Source organism: Streptococcus mitis (assembly GCF_003942695.1).
In the GTDB taxonomy this organism is placed as follows: Bacteria; Bacillota; Bacilli; order Lactobacillales; family Streptococcaceae; genus Streptococcus; species Streptococcus mitis_BD.
In genome coordinates, this window is record NZ_RJNU01000009.1 from 46,466 (window position 1) to 65,851 (window position 19,386).

A 19,386-nucleotide genomic window follows, 5' to 3' on the forward strand; every position below is an offset into this window, starting at 1 on the left:
TTTTAAATTTTGAAAGATACGTTGTCTAGGTTTAACCATTTTTCGTCAATGTTTCCCTTTACGACTACGTTACCGCTCGGATAGATCCCGACAACGGCAGGGCCATAGTCATTGTTTAAAGCGGTTTTGAATAGCGTTGTAGATGGTCTGAAATTTTCAGGCAAAGTAAAGATAATTGACTCACGGGTAGTCTTTCCGCCTTTACAAGTACCTTTTAAATAAACAATACCGTCAAATGTTTTTGAAAATTGGACATTTCCATAATCTCTATGATGGCTCCACCCATTTTGTAAATTGGCATTTTGCCAAGGTGTGGCTTGAGTTAGTCTTGTCACATCATCGTGTGTTGCAAGTTTCTTCCAAGCGTTCCAGGTCCCGTTTGTTTTTGAACGAACAGAAACTACTTGCCCTGAGAAGTCATAAGCTACTTGCACTACCCAATTATCGTTATGTTTCAAAACTTGAACATGTTTCCAGCCGTTCCCACCTTGAGGAGAATTTGATAGATTGCAACCCATATACAGACCCGCATTGATATAGTCATTCCAATCTCTCTCAGCGTTTAAAGAGTATCCTCCATTTTGTGTCAGCTGATGCTGCTGTATGGGCTTGTTGTCTGCGTAGATGTTGCCCTTGACATCAAGAGCGCCTTGCTCCCTGATTTTGTTGACCCCAATACCTGACCTGTCATAAGACAAAACCACGCTTTCCGTGGCCACGTTGACCATGAAATCAGTACGAGTGAATTTGTCCTCAAGCGTTCCGATTACAACCCACGACTGATTAGCTAGATAATTGCCAGCAAGATTAGCCTGTGAATTGACTAGGTTTGAGATACTTGTCCAGGATCCAGTAGCTGACCCTGAGTCCACTTGAAAGTTAGTAGTCCCAAGCCTTGCAACCTTGAAAGTCAATCTCATTGAGTTTTTTTGACTTCCTGAGACAGTCAGAGGCGCTATCTTGGCATTTCGTGTAACTGTTAGTGTGCTAGAGGTTGAGCCTGTTCTAGCAATACTAAAGCTAAGAGCAGGGGCGAAATACTCAAGCACGGTTACAGATACCTCTCTAGTGTCAGACCAACGGCCACGGCTGTCAGAGACACTAGCTCTGATTTTGATGGTGCCGTGATAGTTCATGATGCCAAGACTGCCACCGTTTGAACTTGTGGACTGGTTTTTGCCAACGATTTCAGCATAGTATCCAGTGATAGACGAGCCGTAGGAGCCGACTGCGCCATTAAACGCTACTTTGATGTTAGATATTACCTGGATGAACGTGTTCCCGTTTGGGATGAGGTTTTGAGCTGCACCATTCAAATCTGACAGTGTAACCCCTGAAAATGTGGGTTTTACATTTGCTGGCACGCTTGCCGTGAATGTAGTGGACTGTGTTCCAGTCTTGGTAGAGCCTGAGTAGGTATCTACATAGACTGTCCCAGTCCCACTCGCTGAGTTAGGTATATCATTAGCAAAATCCACAGGGATTATCCATGTAGCGGATGTGTCTACATTCGTTGCAATCGTTCCTGACTTGCCAGCCCAGGCATAGCGCACTGTATGCTTAAAACTGGAGCTTTGGCGGTTGACGTTAATAGTAACCGAACTACCAATAACTCCAGCGCTCACGATTACAGAGCTAGAGCGTGGTATAGTCGTCAGGCTAAGACTTGCTGATACTGTGATAGTCCCATGCAGGCCATTATTTGGATTGAACGTGCATGATATAGGTAAGGTCTTAGTCCCATCCGCATTGTGGCTGATTGTACTTGACCCACTAGCAAGAGTGTACTCCTCGCCTGATGTTTCCCACGTTGGGTAGCTGTAATGCACGTTTCGACCGTCTAAATTGAGAGACAAAGTACTGTCTCCTTGATGGTTATGAGTGTAATAGGCGCCTGTACGACTGACTGTCATCCTCCAGTTGACGGTTGATGTGTTAGCTGTGATACTCTGAGAGCCTTGGTCTACATAAACATTGAGATACAAGCTCCCACTTGAGTTACTAAATTTAGCCATTTTACTCCTTTCTATCCTACATAACGAATGACGTTCATGTCAGGGTTGATATGATATTGTTCCTCTCTAAAACGTCCAATCTGGATTGTTTTAGAGAAAATACCATTCTCGATATGAATGACCCCTTGTGAAATATACATGACCTCAACCCCTGCTGAATACATTGAAATTCGTCCGTTAGGATTGAACATCATGCTAGAGCTACCGTCATTCTTACCAATCACAAGCCCCTCATTTGAGGAACTCATATAGGTATCGATGAAATTCCAGCGGTCAGACAATTCTCCCAAGTCCTTAGCAATATTAGAAACACGCTGACTAGCTGCAATCAAATCTTTTTCAGCTCGTGCTCTTGCGCTCTCGTTTGCGTTGACAAAGTCCTTGTAAGCCTTTATCCAGTTATCAAGCGTGTCAGCACTAGCTTTAGCCTCAAGCTCAGCCTGAATAATTCCAGCCTTCTCATTGAGAGCGTTCAGTTGTTCCTGAGTCAGGCCTTGGTCGGCTTTAGAGTTGATGTCAGTTTCAACGTCTTCAATGGCTTTGACGTAGCCGAGAAAATTAGTTCCCACGGCTAACATGGCATTTTCAAGCGTGACTGTAAGATTAGGTGGAAAACCGTGATTTGTGCCAAATCTGATAAAGATATTATCCGTCTTGTAATTTTCACTAGCTCCAGAGAGGTTTATAACAAACTCAAACTTTTGTGACGTTGTAACGCCAGCTTTCAAAGTAATTTTATTACTGTACCAAGGAGTGGCAGAAAAATGTACGCTAGCCTGTGTATCTTTTGTTAAGGCAGGAGATAAGGAAATTTCAAATGAGATACGAACATAATTCGGTTTTAATCTGTCTGGATTTTTCCAAAAGTCATCAACGATAAAAGTCCGCATATCATACATTTCACGATTTCCTGTATTGATTTTCTGAGTTCTACCGTTCTTGAAATAGTTTCGATTTCCACCAGAAATCTTCGCCCAACGATCAGCCCACTTGTACTTAGTTTTATCTGAGCTATCAGGTTTCTCATAATCTGAATAATGACCAAAATAACGCTGTCCGTTATCTGTCAGTGTCAAACCAGAACCATCCGCATTGTCAGAATAAGCAAAGTGAACATAAGGTGTTCTTCCATCTGCTCCGGCCTTGCCTGGTAAACCATCAGCGCCATCACGACCACGCCATTCTGTCCATAAATATTTCGTGGGATTGTTGCTATTGGTTTCAGTAAAATCTTGATAAACGCCTATAAACGCCTTGCCCTGTCCTGAAAAACTAAATCCCCCACCAGTTGCATTGTCAGCATAAGCAATATGGGTATACTGAGTACGGCCATCTGAACCTCTTTCACCAGGCAAGCCACGATCACCTTTCACTCCAGGTAAACCACGTTCTCCCTGTATGCCTTGCTCACCTCTTGCACCAGTATCGCCTTTATCTCCCTTTTCTCCTTTTCGTCCATCAAGAACATTTGCGAAAGAAATCTCATCAACAGCAACTTGATTATTATCAATGTAAGCAGCAACAGTTAGTGTAGATGTGTCTCTTACGCTTGAACCTCTGACGACATAGCTCATTCCTGTTGATACATTGCCATCAAGTCCCCAACGCCATGTGACACCAGCCACAACAGGTTTGCCACCTTTATACAAAGTAGCAGTTACTGTACTTTCGCCAGCCCTATTCTTAAAGATGACCCCTTTATCAGTTGCTAACTTGATAATGTATGGCTTCGATGCCTCAAAAAGTCGCTCGAAAGCTGCTTGAATGCCATCCGATAACTTGTTCTCAAGTGCCTTGAAATTTGAAAACGTAGTTTTATTGCTCGCTGGATTCGTAAAGCTAATTTTTTGCTCAGAGACCCGTGCTTGAACCATAAGAGCTGGATTAAAACCATTGTCATAAATCTTAATTGTGTCACCAATCTCCACATCGATAAAGCCATCTACTTCATATGTCACCGCAGGATAACAATGCTTTTTCAACTCATTGTAAGCCAATCGGCGCAATTCTTTTGGATTGTCTGTCTCATAAGAGAAATCCTTTCGTATCCATTGATCATCGAATGTGCTTGGGCTAAAAACAGATGGATACATTTGCATTGAGATAGGGGCGTATAGAGATTCATTCCGTTGATAAAATTCAAGGATTCCATCTCTCGTTACAGACCAAGGCTCTAAATCTCCAAGTGTTACCACCTCTTCTACTTCTTCGCCCTTTTCATTTTTAACACGCCTTTTACCTGTGGGTCTGATCGCATTAAAAACACCCGTCTTATCAACTTTTCTAGTGATGGAAGTTAGATTTTTGCCATAAGTTAACTGTATGTCATTTCTGACACGCCCAACCCCTTGGTGTTTCTCATCATTCTCTCGATACACATTAACTCTAAATGATTTGATAGAACTATCAGCGTTCAAGTGTGTCTCAAACTCAATTTCTGCATCGAATTTATGAGCTAGACTAAGCAAACGAGCAAGATTAGTATCTTGTCCCTCCCATTCTAGAGTTCGTCGCCTATCTGAAATCTCGTTGATTCCAACGGAAAGATTACTGAAACCAAGCAGTCCCATTTCTTGGCAATACTCAATAAATGACATTTCTCTTTCTGCTTTGTACGGATTGGCATGCTCATTAATCAAATCAAGATTGAGGTTTTCACAATAACATTTGATTGTCTGCTCGTTTTCCTCAACAGTCATCACATTGAATAGGTAGGTGCGCCCATGGTATCGAAACGAAACCCAGGCACGCTCATTCAGATATTGATAAGCCTTAGATAACGCAGTATCCGATTTAATGGCTTTTTTAAATACAGTGAATTCAAATGTTGAGGATCCGGTCGGTAAATCCCTTGCCCAAGTATCGTCGTAATAATTAAGCGTATTTTGCTTGTCGTTATCAACAAAAGCAACTTTTTGCAAACTTGCATCATGAATTGTTAATAGCATTATAGCCACCTTTCTTCAAATTCAATCGTCACTGTCGGATGTTTTTTGATAAAGCTAGAGAAGTACAGCTCTAATTTTGAATTACCTGGAGGGATAGAGAGCCATTGAGAACCATCTACAACCTCACTTGCTTTTGCAATATCATCAATATAGACCGTATCGTCTTCGCTGTTGATAACAACATTTGAACCAGTCGTAAAACGGTTAGGAATATCTCTTGTCTGCGTAACAAAGTCTTTGCGATAATAAAAACCATCCAGATACATATGAGAAACCATTGGATGATCTCGATACGCCCCTATTGTCACATGGATTCTAGCGGATTTTTTCCCTTTAATTTCCGGAATAATGAAAGTAGAGTGAGAACCACCATAAAAAACTTGGATTCTGTCATCATTACGTTTCAAGTCAGACCATCCTTTGGCCACGCTGAAAGGATTTCGGTCAGCAGTTGTTGTACCATCAAATCTCCAACGTCCCAAGATACGATAACCACCGTTCCCATCGCTTACAAAAAAGTTGTATTCACAATCAGAACTAAGATTTCGTTTAAAAGTTTCCACTCCATATAAAAACTTACCTGCTGTATCAGATACAGTAATCTTGATGAAGCCGTATTGGTTGTTTGCCTCCGCCCAAAAAACTTGTCTCCACCACAAATAGTCATCCAGTGACCCCGTTGTTTTGGCACTATTAGCTGGGATATCCCACGACAAGCTAGTTGCATAGTTGTGTAATTTGGTTTCTCCTCGCAAATCTTTCAATCGAATATGTGAGCGATCCCAGAGATTCACCATCTCAGCTGTTCCGACTACATATTCTGTATTATCGTTTGTAACAGCTTGATTTTTTAACGCTTTAATAAAACCATTTGAGATCTCATTATCTCGATAGTTAAGCAGCATTTCTGATTTTTGGGATGGCTCGGTAAAAGCATCTTCGCTATTTCCAATTTCAAAAGAACCCGTGTTATTCGCTATACCGATATAACCGTTATCTGCATTGTGCTTGACTTTTACGATTGGATTTGCTAGAACTGTTCCATTGTTGGCCAAATCAAATACCATTTTATTTCCTGTTACGGTAGCGTTAGCTATGCTATCAAACTTTTTGTAAGCAATGCTGTGAGCCACTCCATCAGGAATGACAAGCTTAAACTCCGAGCGTTGAAACCATCTTGTCAAGTTTTCTGGAGTGATTTCATCAACCGGCAACCCCATATAATACTTGTCTGGTTCATCGCCATAAACAACTTTTACAGGTTCTAGTACGTTCAAAACACCAGCCAATTCATGTTTGAGGCGCTCAAGAGCCACCCCATCACGCTCAATCATGTCAAACTTGATAGTGTGCTCCTTTTTACCACGCTTCACTTGTTGGATGTTTACGCCCAAAGAGGGGGCGTTATCAAATGTAACGCTCCTCTCATTTCCGATAGGGCGAATAATATCCTTGATTTTGATGAAGCGCGATATATCAACGCCGTTAAAAACCATCGTTTTCGTCATTCAAGAATACCTCTCATTCTATTTCCCCGTCTGAGTTGCTCTGACTGATATTTAGCGAATTTATCGCCTGTTTTGGCGACTAAAGTACCATCGTTTAAGTACATTTCATTTGGTCGTCTAACGGCCGTCTCAGCGACATCTAGGGCTTTTTCGAGTAGCTCGCTAGACTTGTCCATAGTAACTTTGATTTTTTCAGCTATTGTCTGCTTACTACTTTGTTTAACAGTCACTTGAGCACCTAGTTTTTTATTCAAACCTAGAGCTATTTCTGGTCTAGTATCAATCATCATGCTTTCTTTTAATCGCAACATTGATCTTTTAACAGTGCCAGCATCTGCTTCAATACCAACAGCGATACCTTGAGGGATAAATCGTCCGACTTCATCACGCATCGCTTTAGACGGCGACTGGATTCTCAGAGCATCTTTGATAGTCTCTTTCACACTTGTTGCTATTGATCTAGCCGTTTCCAAAACGGCTCCAGCACCATTATTCAATCCAGTATTTAAACCAGCCATGGCCATTTCACCTGCATATGTGAAATCTGATGGTAGGCTATTAAACGGTTCTTTGATTTGAGTTGATAATGTTGTCACTGAATTTGTCGGTTGCGACGCACCATTATCAATACCCTCAGCTAATCCAGTAGTGATAAAACCACCATACTCATTAAATACACGAGATGGGGAATTGATATCCATTTCACTTGTAAAGGATTCTTTTATATCATTAGCCATGTTTTTAGAAGATTCTCCAGCGGTAGAAGCTCCTTGTTCTATCCCTTGACTGACCCCGTTGGGGATTTCTTGCCCCAAACTAGAAAAGTCAGCAGCTGCAATTTCTTCTTGCAAACTCGATACTTGACTTTGTACGATACCCTTGATCTTGTCTGTGATACCCAAAGCACCCGTATCCATACCAGCAGTCAAGCCATTCATAGCTGACTCACCACCTTGAGTAAAGACTTCGTTCAAAGTTGCTAACTTTTCGTCTGAGGCATTAACAAGTTCTTGAACATACAACCCTCCTTGAGGCCCCATCTGTTGTAATTTAGCTAAAATACCCTCATTTACTCCACGCTCTGCCAAAGTATTTAGGTTAGTAGCCCAATTATTTACCGCTTCTTGGTTTTTTTGGAGATTTGCAATCATTTCATCAACACTGATAGCTGACTTGTACTTGATTTGTTCAAACATGTTTGTTGTGGTTTCAAGCAACTCATTGTATTTAGTACGCATGTCATCAATAGCCTTTTGTTGAGCCTTGGACATATTTTCGTATGCTACAACTTGTCTATTTGACCCACTTTCAGCAGCGGCAGCCATAGCTTCAGATGCTGCCTGTTGAACTTGAGATGTTTTTTCGTACTCAGTTTGCAATTCTGTCTGGGTATTCTTAAGCTCAGTTTCCTTGTCGTTGAGTTCTTGCAGTTTTTCTTTGCGGACACTATCGCTAACGTTGGACTCTTCATTCCACTTATTACGTTGTTCTGCAATCTGCTTCAGTTGCTCGCCAATTTCAGCACGCTTTTGTTCGATATCAAGCAGGTTCTTTTGAGATGCCTCCCATGTTGATTCTGCCTCCATCACTGAGATACGAGCTTTGATTTGATCACTGTTGTGAGACAAAGAATCAGAGTTCTTATCATAGGCCAGATTTAAACCGCTAACTGAGGCATTCAAAGCATCAATCTTTTTCTTGAGATTTTTCTTGTCTGCTGCAGTTTTATTTGTTTTTTGAGAAAGTTGAACAATTTCATCAGCCAATTTTTGATAAGATTCTGTATTACCTTTTACAGATTCAAGATTTTTCTGGCGTTCTTTTGCGCTTTGTTTAACAGAATCTGTTAATTGATCCGTACTCTTGACTAACTCCTCTTGTTCTGATTTGAGGCGTTTAGTTTCCTCGCTCTCTGCAGTTAACCATTGCCACAAAGCAACACCAGCGCCGACCAGTAAACCGATAGCACCAATTACCCAACCAACAGGCCCGGTTAAAGCGGTCAGTGCTGCTTTAAATGCGGTAGTTGCAGCAGTCGCAGCAATAGTTGCAGCAGTTTGCAAACTAATAGCACCGGTCAACACACCATAAAGCAAATTGGATGCTGTCAAAGCTCCGTTATTGGCCAAGTTAGCGACCATTTGAGCTTTTGTAACTGTTCCACATGTCGCTTGTGCTGCAGTCATCAAGTTAATAACTCCTACCGCTGCACTTGCTGTTGTTTTGAATGTCTGCCAGGAATTAATTAAGTTTTTTGTTGCAGTTATAGTGTCGTTAGCGACACGCATAGTTACTAATGCAACTGATAAACCATCCAAAACTGGCTTCAAAGATAAGATTACAGAAATCCCAGAACTCAAAACACTAAACAAGGTCTGAAAAATAGGTGTACTAGCCTTAATAACATTGACAATCACACCAAAAGCAGCGTTGATGATTACTTTCAATGCATCGAAGTTCTCAGCAATCGTCTTACCTGTTGCTGCCTTTGTTAAATCGTCAAGAGCCTTGATCGTATTCGCTACACCTTTAACAACTGCGTTTTTTAAGTTGCCAAAAGAGGTCTGAATTCCTTTACTATTAGATTTCGCAAGCTCGGCGAAACCACCAACACCACCATTTAACTCAATCAATTTTGAGGCGAACTGATCAAACGTAAGTTCTCCCTGTTTTAATGCAGAATAGAAATCATTCTGAGCAGATTGGCCAGCAAAACCGAATGATTCAGCAGTCTTTTGCAAAGCATAGGGCATGGTTTCTTGCAATGTTTTCCATGATTGCATATCAACCTTACCAGCTGATAACATCTGGCTAAACTGTTGTAAACCACGGCTTGCATCAGCACTAGAAGATCCAGAGGCAAGAAAGGCATTATTAAGAGCAAGTGTTAAATCTGTTGATTTGTTGATGTCTCCAGTAATCGAGGTAAGACGTTGAGCTGTACCAACTACTTCATTCAAAGTCGTAGGCAAGCCCTCAATACCTGCTGCAAGTTTCTTAGTTGAGCGCGTGACATCTTCTGTACTATGTCCCATCGCTTGCATCACTCTTGGATAGCTTTCAAGCGTATCAAAACGCTGAATCGCTCCGCCCAAGGAATCTGTTAGAAGATCTACCGCTTTAGATGCCAGTTTGAAAGCAGCACCACCAAGAGCAAACTTCTTTAGAGAATCGCTCCCTCTGTCACCTTTCTGTGCCGTTTTATCTAACTCATCGTTTAGAACCTTGACCTTATTTCCATCAACATCAACAACGATGGTCACTTTTCCATCAGCCATTATCTTCTCCCTCCTTTCCTAAACTATATTTAGCTTGTAATTTGCGCATTTTGTTCTTATCCCCACCATTCTCTGGTTTCCACGCTCTGATTTCTATAATCTGTTGCATGATTGTATTGTCTGGCAAGGCGTTCAAAAGCGCTTTAAATTCTGTCCATGTCAACTTATTTTGAACTTTTAAAAGATTGATGCCATAGGCTTGCAAAAAACTAGCGTAAATGTATTCTGCATCTTGTTCAAAATCAATCAATTTTTCTTGTTCTTCTTCATCTTTTGCCTTTGGCATTGGATTGCCTAGCAAATCATACTGAACAATTTCTTTTTCAATTTCTAAAAAATGCTCTTTGATATAGATCCAACAATCCACAACCTCTTTGATGTCGTATAATTCTTGGCCAGTTAGCAAATGGACAATCAATTGAGCTTGTTCTAAATACGTCATTTCCTCCTCTTTCAAGATTTCAAAGACATCCAGAACCTTATTAAAAGACAAGTCTATGTCATACTCCTTATCAGCAATAGAAAAATTTGTGATTAAAGCATCATTTAATTTCATAGACATAATTTTTACCTAGCTATTTCTTTTTATTCTTTTTGTGTTTCTTGTTGTTTTTGATTGGAGTGATTTTACCCTTGTTTAAATAGTGACTAGCACGCTCTTTCACTACCGTTTTGTGTTGCTCAGCAACTTCTTCCAACTTGTCATGCAACATGATTGCGGTCTGTTCTAGAGCGTTATTTAGGGCGTTATAATCCGGATAAACAGAATACAACTTGTCAAATGTACCATCGCCAAAAATAAGATCATATTGAATTTCAAGCTGTTTCTTCTCCAATTCAATAGCCCCAGAAACTACTTCTTTAGTTACTCCGTCACGCTCAATTTTGTTGCTGATATTTGCAGTTACCACATCCAATTCATATTGGACAAGGCGACGTTGGAGTTCTTCTTCCATGTCATAAAATCGCATCAAGCTCTCTTGACTTGTATCAAACCATAGCTCTACTTCGCCGATTTTAACTGGGAAACCAGTACGTTTTAGTTCAATCTGAATATCTGTCATATCTCTACTCCTTTTTCTTGTTAAAAAAGGGCAAGGCTTAAATGCCCGCCCTTATCAAAAACTATTACCCAATACCAGTTTCTTTTGGCGTTGAGTTAAACGAAAGTTTGCATCCAAATGCTTCAAAGTCAGAAGCAGCACCAGAGCCGGCTTTGATTTCTGTCGCTGTTGCAGCTCCCACCCATTGTTTTTTCTTGTCAGAAGATACGACTTTGTGCCATAGCTTGCGGTCATCCCCTGTTTTGTACTTCATGCTAGCAATAAGAGCCTGTGCCTTATCTTCTGGATCATAAGTACCCTCAAAGGTATAAGCACCTTTTACACTGACTACCGTTGTTTCTTCAACTCCATCACCGTCATAGTATGCTTGGTCATCTGTTTTCTCGTCTGTATCATCTGATACGTCTGAGATCCATTTAGCAAGTTCCAACCATGCATCTTCTGTTGATGGTTCAACTCCTCCATTATATGGAGCTACAAAATGGCCACGTAGGGCGTTTTTTTGTCTTGTCATTGTTTGTTCCTCTCTATTACGATTTTTGCAACAATTTCTATTGTGTAATAATAATAGCCTTGCTCATCCTTACCTTTCATGGCAGGCCTGCTGACTTCCATTCCCATATATTCATAGGAATTGTTATCACTCGGCAAAACTAAGTCTATCTTTGATAATTCTGAGGTTACTAACCAGATAGTGTCATTGGCTACTGTGTTCTTTTTTGCCTTTACAGCAATTTCAAATGGCAAAGAAATCTCTTGTGTGCCATCCATATAACCTCTATCCACTTTCCCACCTGGTATCTGATTGATAACCAGGTCATCTTTGTCATCCTCAAAATAATCAAAGCGTGGTTCAACTGGTAAATTTAAAGTCTTGATATGCTTTAAAAGTACATTTTGAAAGTCATTCTCTCGCATCAAAGCCCCATTCCTTTCACAAAAGCTCTAGCCCATTCTTCAGCATACTTGCTAGTAGCAACTTGATCCCATCGTTTTCCTGTACCTGGAGTGGTATATCTCCTAAAGGTGACAATACCGTTTGAACCGTAAAATTGTGCCCTAGCATAAACCGTGCCATAAACAACAGCATCACCTTGCCCGATGATTCGACCAGAGGCTCTTAAAGCTCCTCCTCTCAAGGGAATATATTGCTCATCGTCTAGCAAGATTTGGCTAGCGACTGCAATCTTTCCTCTTGTCATGGATTCTCTTGAAAGTTTATGCTTAGCTTTCTGCAAGTCGACTTTAATTGCAATACTCATTAGATCACCTCAATTTCTTGACTAAACACCTCACCATCATAGTAGTTGGTTTGGTAGCCATTAATTGTGTAATCTCTTATCCCATCATTTACTTTTGCACCCATCCAATCATCATTGACTGTCACAAAAGATAGTGAGGGATAGAGGTAAATAACCCCTTGTTTTTGCCTTGATTTTGAATTTCCTGTACCAGATTTTGAATTATGATTACCAGTTATCCCCACCGATCTATCAAAGCGTACATTTTTAACGGTCAATGGCTCTGAGTAAACCTCATCCCCATAATCGTTTTTGTCAGTCACTTTCTTGATGGTCAGGACATCCTTTAACAAACGCTTGTCAATCCCTTTTAATAGTCGCTTATCGATCATAGGCAACTCCAACAACTAGGCTAAAGCCAGCTTGTTTCAAAGCATTTTCAGCATCCATAGACAAATTAAATTGCTGACCTGCTGAGGTACTTTGTGAGGTGCTATATGAGATTGATGTACGGCCAATAGAAACACTATTAGCTAGTTGTTTATCATCTGCTGACATAATGCCAGATGAATCGAGATAGGCGATTTGGAAAGCCATAGCAAGCTTAACTGCATCTTTTCGATACTTAATCTCTTTTTCAAAGTCAATACCTTTTTGATAAAATCCTTGAGTATAGAGATTGATAGCTATTTCTGCTCTTTTGGCTAGCTTCTCAAAGTCTGTTACTTCATCAAAACCTAACTTAGTAAATTCATCTTGTGTTAAATAAGTCATGCGTAACCTCCCTTAAAAATAAAGGGTGTTCCCACCCCTTATTTAATCTTCAACAGTTTCCTGAGATGCTTCATCTACCGATGGGGCATCTTCTTCTGGTTCTAACGTTCCATTTTTGTCAACAAGTTCTAAAACATTTTTCACATCTGGAAAAGCATTCTTTAGTTTCTTGTTGACTTCTTCGGCGTAATCTTCTTCAAGTTCAATAATGTCATCAACGATCACATCTTTGTTGAGCCGTTCAAAGAAAAGGTTTTTTGTTGCTCGATAAAGTGCCATGTTCTACCTCCTATACAATAGTTCCTGTAACTTTGTAAATTGCTTTTTTGTTGTCATCAAGAGTGTAAGTACCACCCTTAGCAGCAGCTTGCAATTTCACGCCGTCAAAGTTTTCAGCCTCAATTACACGAGCTGTTGAGATACCAACAAACGGAATGATGATACCGTTTGGTGAGAAGATAGCGATAACTCCTGTCTCAAAGTATTGTGCTGGCGTTTCTTCCAAGGTAAAGTTCTTATATTTTGGTAGCCCGTTGTCATCAAGGGAGATAGTTGCCCCTTTGGCGCTTGTAACTGAGGCCATATCTACAATGGCATTGTAAAGTTCTGAACGTAAATAAACAGTAACTGGCGCTGTAACTTCGTTGTTTGTGTAATAAGCTGACAATTTATTGAACAAAGCTTTTACTTTGTCATCTGTAAAATCAGCAAGGGCTTCAGTCTTAGCAGCGTTGTCTGACAAGTATTTACCAATTCGCTTGTTCATTGTTCGAGTTTGTGCCTCTGATTGCAACTTCAAGCGGTCGGCAACAGCAGCATTAAGATCATTGTTTACTGTGTAACGGTCAAGTCCCTCATGAATTGTTAGGGTATAGTCATAGTTGACATCTGTATTGTCATACTTAACTTCTGTCAAATCACCAAAGCGTGACTGAGCGCCTGTATTATCGCCAAAGTCACCATCGTTTGCGCCTGTCTTGTACTCTCCAATTACGACTGGTGTGTTGTTTGTTTTAACTGAGAAAGCCTTAGAGTTTTCTTGTACCCCATCCAAAATCTGAATAGGTGCTAGAGCGTTTGAGAATGCTGCCCGCACTCCAAAAACTGTCTCAAGAATGCCCGCATATTGTTTCTCATAGCGGCGCACTGCGTTGTTTTGATTACTTGGCATTTGTAATCTCCTTTCTGTTATTTGCCATACCCGTCAATAATCGCTTGGAATGGGTCGACTTCACCTGCTCCCTCACCCGCTGGATTACCTTGAGGTAAAATATTTGGGCTAGGCTTACTTTCTTCACTTTTGAATAGATATGGATCGCTTTCTTTTAAACCGTTGATTACTTCATCAATCTGAGGTTTCCCGTTTTCGTCTAACTGGATAGCATCAACATCAATGAATTTCATCAATTTGTCTGGATTGAAAGCATTTGTATCTTTCAAAGCTAGATTGATAGCACTAACCTTTTTAGTTTGCGCAAGTTCAGCAGCAGCTTCATTTTTATACTTGTCATATTCAGCTTGTAATTCATCAATCGCCTCTTTCTGTTTAGCGCTGATACCTTCAAGCGATTTCAAGTGTTCAACTTGCTCCTCTGCCTTTTGCAACTGTGTTTTGAGACTATCTCGCTCTTGTGTGATAGTTTCTAAGGCTGATTTGTCCTCATTCAGCTCTTTTCCTCGCAAAGCAAAGACTGACTTAGCCTGTTCTTCTGTCAACCCAAGATTGAGTAGTTCTTCAGTTGTAAATGCCATTTGTACCCTCCTAGTTCTTTTTTAGGTGGACAACTCCCACCTCAAGCAAAATATTATTTACTCTCTCAATATACCTTTGATGGATAGGGATTTTTTACGGTTTTAAACACAAAAAAAGGACTTGTGAAACACAAATCCTTTATGAAACATATAATTTCTCCCGTCTGTAATCTCTTGTTAAGAAATCATGCTGATTTATCAAGTTACGGATCTTAGTTTGATACCCTCTAACTTTCAGACGCTCAGCTTGTATCATCTTGTCATCTTGCAAGGTATGAGCATAATGCAATCGCTCTTTATGTGTCTTGATAAGTCTCTCAAGTCCTCTTTGACTTGCTTCAATGCGTGCATTTTCTTCAGCTTGCTCTGGTGTTAGATTCTTCAGATAGTCTGGTAAATTCGGTAACTCATGAACTCCAACAATAAAAGGGGTCAAATAATGACCACAATGGATTCCTAAACATCCTGCTGCTGTTCCATACCCATAGTCCGATAATGAATAGATAGTTATCCCATCTATCTCCCTGCTAGCTCCTTTGGTAACTATCTGCCCTTGTAATGGGCTGCAAGCAGGTCTAGCCATTGCTTTCATTGAGTAGTAAAAAGTATCTATTCCTAACTCTTCAGCAGGTCTAGTACGCATTTCGTTGTAAACTTTGTATGTTGTGCTCTTGATAATAGCCCTCGCATAGCTATCAGCTTTCCAATGCCTACCGGCTTTGTCCACAAAACCAGTAAAGCTATTCTTCTGCCATTTCATGATGGTATCATGTAATGCTCTATCACTTGTTTTAGTGCCTGCCACTACTTGAGCGACCGTTTCCTCCACGATCGCTTTATAGGCTGCTTGCAAGCTCTTTGCCAAAGTTGTGTTGATAAGGTTTAAATCACTAACTGCTTGCCTAGAATAAGCCTCTAAACTGTCCGTTACGCCATTTGAAATCTCTCCCTTAGGTATTTTATTCAAATCTTCTTCAAGTTGCTGTTTAGTGTCCTTATAGACTTTCAAACCTTCATTCTCAATTACATCACGCAACAATCTTTCAGCAATTCCTGTACGCTCTGAAATAAGTTTTAGATTCTGCTCATTGAGCATGTACATATCATTTAGTTTCTCTAACTGCCAGATATAAGGATTTCTTATCAAATCAACAGAACTACGCTCTTTTAAACGTTTTATCATACGGTCGAAGAGATCAATCTGTAATTTTTCGTAAATATCTCCCACTCCCTGCATTTGCAAGGAAAATTGTTGATCATTGAGTGTTAATTTTCTTGATTCCCTTGGATATTGTTTCAATTTCACCCTCCAATCCAGCTCTCATACCTGCTTTGATGGATATACTCATTTGTTCAGCGAATATAAGATTAGGATGTTTTGGTATTTTAAAGAAATTTATTAAAAAACTTCTAAACATCTTCTTCCTCCTCGTTTTGGTCATGCATACCATAAATAGCAAGCTCGGCATCATTCATAGGCGGCAACTCACTATTGATAGCATTGAGTTCTTTTTCTGCCTCAGCATCAGAAAGGTTCAAAGTTTTTCCAATCGCTCGTTTCTTGGTTGAGAATCCTGCTACTACCATTTTAGCCCAATAATCAAGTTCGGCATGGCGATCTGTGAATACCCCATCATCAAGATTTACAGAAATGTCTTTCAGTTCTGGGATTTCTCCCTTATACAACCCCACCGCCTTACCAAGTTCACACATTGAAACACAAAGCTCTTTGATTGCTTGTTCAACAAGTGCAACAATGCTGTTGCGCATCTGATAGGTGTCTGAGTTCTCACTGACAATTTCTGTCGCTGTTTTTACTCCTTGGCCATCAAAGGTAAACATCCCGCTTGATACACCAATTTGCATTTCAAAGAGTTTCAATCCCTCAGAAATAGCAAGGATATAATCATCTGCTCGAATTGGTGAGGTAAGATCTGTAATACCTCCAGCATCCATGCTAGATCCGCCAATCTGCATATAAACATTCTGCTCAACATCAAAACGTGGTCTAAAATCTATTGTTCCATCTGGAAGTTGATGTTGTCTTTGTGTCAAATGCTCCGGCACAATCACGCGCCTTTGCCCCATTTTGACTTCCCACATAAATTCATCATAAGAGCGATTGATAAAATCAATAGTCGTCTTTGCGTTATCAAAGATAGACAATCCAAGAGGACTGTTGATGTCTTTGTTATTCATACCTGGAGTTTTTAGATAAGTAAACAGCGGTCTTGATAAGTTCTCAAAGACTGTTACGGGTTCTAAATCCTTGTACTTATCTAGTTCACTCAAGTTCACACGTTGACCAAGCACGTCATTCACATCTGACCTGTATAGCTCATTTGTAATGCGATAATACTTCTTATCGTTTGTACTACCTGTTTCTTGTCCGTCTGCTGTTACCCATTCGTGAAACTCGACAAGTGTATAATAAACGTTCTTACGCCCCTCAGATTTGATAGTCTTAGTAAGGATTGCAGCACTTGAAACATCTTGCGTGTTGCTTTCTAGCGGAAAAAATACAGGAGCTTGAATAAATGCCACTCTGACCTTATCTCCATCAACGTAAGGCCGCATAGCTAGGCCACCAAGTGCCAATGCACTCTCTAAATACCTCTCAAAGTTCTTATTAAATCTATCATTGATTAGCATATCATCTAAAAACTTGCTCAAAGTGCTATCTTTTGCCGTAATGGTCGCTTGTTCATTGTAAACCAGGCTAGCAATCTTCTTCGATGCTGTTCTTGCAATTGGCAAGTGATTCATTGGGCGGGATTGGATATCTCCATCTGTGTTCTTGTACTGAACATCATCCCATTTTGATTGATAGTAAACTAGATTTCTCTTGATTCGATCATACTCCTCTTGAGTCACTGCAATTTTTGGATGTTCCAAAATACTATTAAGGTTTGATGTCTGCATGTAATACCTCCCTCGACTAAAAAAGTCTTTTACTTTCTGAAATAGGCTCATGATTGCCCTCCTCTATACATTACCAACACGCAAACCGAGCAATTTTGCATTGTCTAATACAAAATATTGTGTTGTGTCGCATGTATGGTCATCTTCTTTAATAACGCTAGGATTGTCAGATTTGATAGTTTTTTCATCCCAGCGGTACATCTTGTGTTCTTCAATAAATATCTTGTTATTCTCTGTATTAAGATAGTAAAAGCGACCTTGAGCAAGCAAAGATTGAAAACTGTCAATCATAGTCACTTTTCTAAGTTTAGCGACTGGATGCCATTTCAAACCAAAGTCAAGAAACATCTGATTTCTCAATGCTCCCTCAGCACTATCTATCGTGTACTGCAAAGCTTGTACTCTATACTTCTCAATAACCGAGCGTATATAAGTATATATCTCTTTAGATAGCTGACTAGGCGCTTTCTTGACCACTTGGCCAGCTGGTGAATAATACCAGGTATCAAGTAAGATTACTTTTCCTTTAGCTGTTATCCCAAAAGCACAACAAGCTGTTGCTGATTGCTGATGTCCACCGTCAAGCGCAAATGATATACCTATCAACCTATCATCACTAGGCAAAGCATCGATGGCATGAAACATACTCATGTTATAGACGTTGTTGCCTAATCCGACTGCCTCACCTAGATATAAGTATCTGTAATAATCGTAGTCATTCTCTTTGATACGCTCTATATCCTCCAGCATCTGATCAGTAACGAATCCGAGTTCATCATCAATATAGGTGCTTGAATGAGCTAAATAGTTCTTATTCGTTTTGATGCTCTCAAACCATTCATTGATCCAACTATACGGATTTCTAGGTGGGTTATAACTCCAAAAGAATTGTACGAACTTAGCGCGTGGATGTTTCTGTCTCATGAATGTTACGTTTGACTGGTCAAAATCCTCTTGATTACTAAATTCAGCAGCCTCCTCATACCAAACCGCTATGATGTTTCCAATGTCGTTTGACTTGAGCTTTTGAAAGTCATCTTGGCCGTAAAAGTAAAATGTTGATCCTGTCTTTTTGTGTATGATTTGAAACGGGCTTACTGTTTTTTTAAATTTGTTACCCATGCCAAACAAGTTCAAAGCCCAAAAAACCTTATTAAAAACACTATCTCGGATTGTATTTGCTACCTTACGAATAACAACTATATTGGCTGTTTCTCCAACTCTGATATATCTCAGCATCATATAGACCAGCTTCAGTACGATAACCGACGATTTGAAAGAGTTCCGACCACCTTTTAGCACATTGTAAGGTAATCTAGATACCCATACCGATTTAAAATGAGGGTTAATATTCTTCTGGACATTAAAGGTCATCTGTTGCCCCCTTCACATCTTCAGCCCATGCATCCACAATCTCGATTGTTTCATTTGAGCCTCTCTCGGCTTCGGCACGCTCTCTATTTTCATGCTTGAGTGCTTTAATACGCTCTTTCTGCTCTTGTATATCGTATTTATCTTTTGTATTTGTCAGCTTGATTATGTTCTCAGTCGCTTTTTGATTGCCTTTTACAGCTTGCTGAAAGGTTGCAAAGGCCAGTAACGCCTCATTGTTGCCAGTCATGCCCATTTCTTCAAGTTGTTTCTTGATTTTACTATCCGTCACATCCAAAGATAAGAGGGTTTCAAATGCTTTTTTTAGATCAGCTTTTTTTCTTCTTGCTACGCCAGATGCTTTCCCTCCTTTTGAGCTGATAGCTCTTGCTTCATCTTTGGTTCGTTCTGTAACTGGTTTTAAATTTTTAGTTCCATCTCTAGGCAATTTTCACCCTCCTTTCAAACAAAAAATCACAAGCATTTTATACTTATGATTTCATTGTATATGGT

At 40.1% G+C, this 19,386-nt stretch carries 19 protein-coding genes; all 19 read right to left on the bottom strand.

The annotated features are described in order from the left end of the window. Nucleotides 1–2: 2 nt before the first annotated feature. The 19 genes from D8852_RS07345 to D8852_RS07430 all read right to left on the bottom strand — a co-directional run bounded on the left by D8852_RS07345 (nucleotide 3) and on the right by D8852_RS07430 (nucleotide 19,321). Complete coding sequence (locus D8852_RS07345) at nucleotides 3–2,015, bottom strand: DUF859 family phage minor structural protein (RefSeq protein WP_125425277.1); 2,013 nt, start codon at nucleotides 2,013–2,015, stop codon at nucleotides 3–5. 11 nt (nucleotides 2,016–2,026) lie between these two features. Then, nucleotides 2,027–4,963 (bottom strand): phage tail spike protein, encoded by a 2,937-nt coding sequence (locus tag D8852_RS07350; protein WP_125425278.1) that lies wholly within the window; start codon nucleotides 4,961–4,963, stop codon nucleotides 2,027–2,029. After that, nucleotides 4,963–6,471, bottom strand: coding sequence for a distal tail protein Dit (locus D8852_RS07355; protein WP_125425279.1), 1,509 nt, complete (start codon nucleotides 6,469–6,471; stop codon nucleotides 4,963–4,965). The genes D8852_RS07350 and D8852_RS07355 overlap by 1 nt, the downstream gene beginning before the upstream one ends. Further along, nucleotides 6,468–9,749 (bottom strand): tape measure protein, encoded by a 3,282-nt coding sequence (locus tag D8852_RS07360; RefSeq protein WP_125425280.1) that lies wholly within the window; start codon nucleotides 9,747–9,749, stop codon nucleotides 6,468–6,470. The genes D8852_RS07355 and D8852_RS07360 overlap by 4 nt, the downstream gene beginning before the upstream one ends. Beyond that, nucleotides 9,742–10,311 (bottom strand): Gp15 family bacteriophage protein, encoded by a 570-nt coding sequence (locus D8852_RS07365; protein ID WP_125425281.1) that lies wholly within the window; start codon nucleotides 10,309–10,311, stop codon nucleotides 9,742–9,744. Before D8852_RS07365 ends, D8852_RS07360 begins: the two co-directional genes overlap by 8 nt. Nucleotides 10,312–10,324: 13 nt before the next feature. After that, on the bottom strand, nucleotides 10,325–10,813 hold the full coding sequence (locus tag D8852_RS07370) for a hypothetical protein (protein ID WP_125425282.1): 489 nt from the start codon (nucleotides 10,811–10,813) through the stop codon (nucleotides 10,325–10,327). Between the two features lie 64 nt (nucleotides 10,814–10,877). After that, nucleotides 10,878–11,327 (bottom strand): phage tail tube protein, encoded by a 450-nt coding sequence (locus tag D8852_RS07375; protein WP_125425283.1) that lies wholly within the window; start codon nucleotides 11,325–11,327, stop codon nucleotides 10,878–10,880. Continuing rightward, on the bottom strand, nucleotides 11,324–11,731 hold the full coding sequence (locus D8852_RS07380; protein WP_125425284.1) for a minor capsid protein: 408 nt from the start codon (nucleotides 11,729–11,731) through the stop codon (nucleotides 11,324–11,326). The genes D8852_RS07375 and D8852_RS07380 overlap by 4 nt, the downstream gene beginning before the upstream one ends. Continuing rightward, a complete protein-coding gene (locus D8852_RS07385; RefSeq protein WP_125425285.1) occupies nucleotides 11,731–12,075 on the bottom strand; it encodes a minor capsid protein in 345 nt (114 codons plus the stop codon). Before D8852_RS07385 ends, D8852_RS07380 begins: the two co-directional genes overlap by 1 nt. Further along, on the bottom strand, nucleotides 12,075–12,446 hold the full coding sequence (locus tag D8852_RS07390; protein ID WP_125425286.1) for a putative minor capsid protein: 372 nt from the start codon (nucleotides 12,444–12,446) through the stop codon (nucleotides 12,075–12,077). Before D8852_RS07390 ends, D8852_RS07385 begins: the two co-directional genes overlap by 1 nt. Continuing rightward, nucleotides 12,436–12,828 carry a hypothetical protein gene (locus tag D8852_RS07395; protein ID WP_125425287.1) on the bottom strand — a complete coding sequence of 131 codons (393 nt, stop codon included), beginning with the start codon at nucleotides 12,826–12,828 and terminating at the stop codon, nucleotides 12,436–12,438. The genes D8852_RS07390 and D8852_RS07395 overlap by 11 nt, the downstream gene beginning before the upstream one ends. 42 nt (nucleotides 12,829–12,870) lie before the next feature. Continuing rightward, nucleotides 12,871–13,107: a hypothetical protein gene (locus D8852_RS07400; protein ID WP_125425288.1), complete on the bottom strand. Its 237-nt coding sequence runs from the start codon at nucleotides 13,105–13,107 to the stop codon at nucleotides 12,871–12,873. Between the two features lie 10 nt (nucleotides 13,108–13,117). Next, on the bottom strand, nucleotides 13,118–13,999 hold the full coding sequence (locus D8852_RS07405) for a phage capsid protein (protein ID WP_125425289.1): 882 nt from the start codon (nucleotides 13,997–13,999) through the stop codon (nucleotides 13,118–13,120). Nucleotides 14,000–14,016: 17 nt separating this feature from the next. Beyond that, nucleotides 14,017–14,580, bottom strand: coding sequence for a phage scaffolding protein (locus tag D8852_RS07410; RefSeq protein ID WP_125425290.1), 564 nt, complete (start codon nucleotides 14,578–14,580; stop codon nucleotides 14,017–14,019). Between the two features lie 139 nt (nucleotides 14,581–14,719). Further along, complete coding sequence (locus D8852_RS07415) at nucleotides 14,720–15,817, bottom strand: phage minor capsid protein (RefSeq protein ID WP_260467099.1); 1,098 nt, start codon at nucleotides 15,815–15,817, stop codon at nucleotides 14,720–14,722. 19 nt (nucleotides 15,818–15,836) lie between these two features. Continuing rightward, on the bottom strand, nucleotides 15,837–15,998 hold the full coding sequence (locus tag D8852_RS10040) for a hypothetical protein (protein ID WP_185755599.1): 162 nt from the start codon (nucleotides 15,996–15,998) through the stop codon (nucleotides 15,837–15,839). Continuing rightward, complete coding sequence (locus tag D8852_RS07420; RefSeq protein ID WP_125425292.1) at nucleotides 15,991–17,553, bottom strand: phage portal protein; 1,563 nt, start codon at nucleotides 17,551–17,553, stop codon at nucleotides 15,991–15,993. Before D8852_RS07420 ends, D8852_RS10040 begins: the two co-directional genes overlap by 8 nt. A gap of 12 nt (nucleotides 17,554–17,565) precedes the next feature. Continuing rightward, entirely contained in the window at nucleotides 17,566–18,876 is a 1,311-nt protein-coding gene (locus D8852_RS07425; RefSeq protein ID WP_125425293.1) for a PBSX family phage terminase large subunit, read from the bottom strand. Further along, the gene (locus D8852_RS07430; RefSeq protein WP_125425294.1) at nucleotides 18,866–19,321 is read right to left on the bottom strand and encodes a KGG domain-containing protein; all 456 of its coding nucleotides are present in this window, start codon (nucleotides 19,319–19,321) and stop codon (nucleotides 18,866–18,868) included. Before D8852_RS07430 ends, D8852_RS07425 begins: the two co-directional genes overlap by 11 nt. Nucleotides 19,322–19,386: the final 65 nt, after the last annotated feature.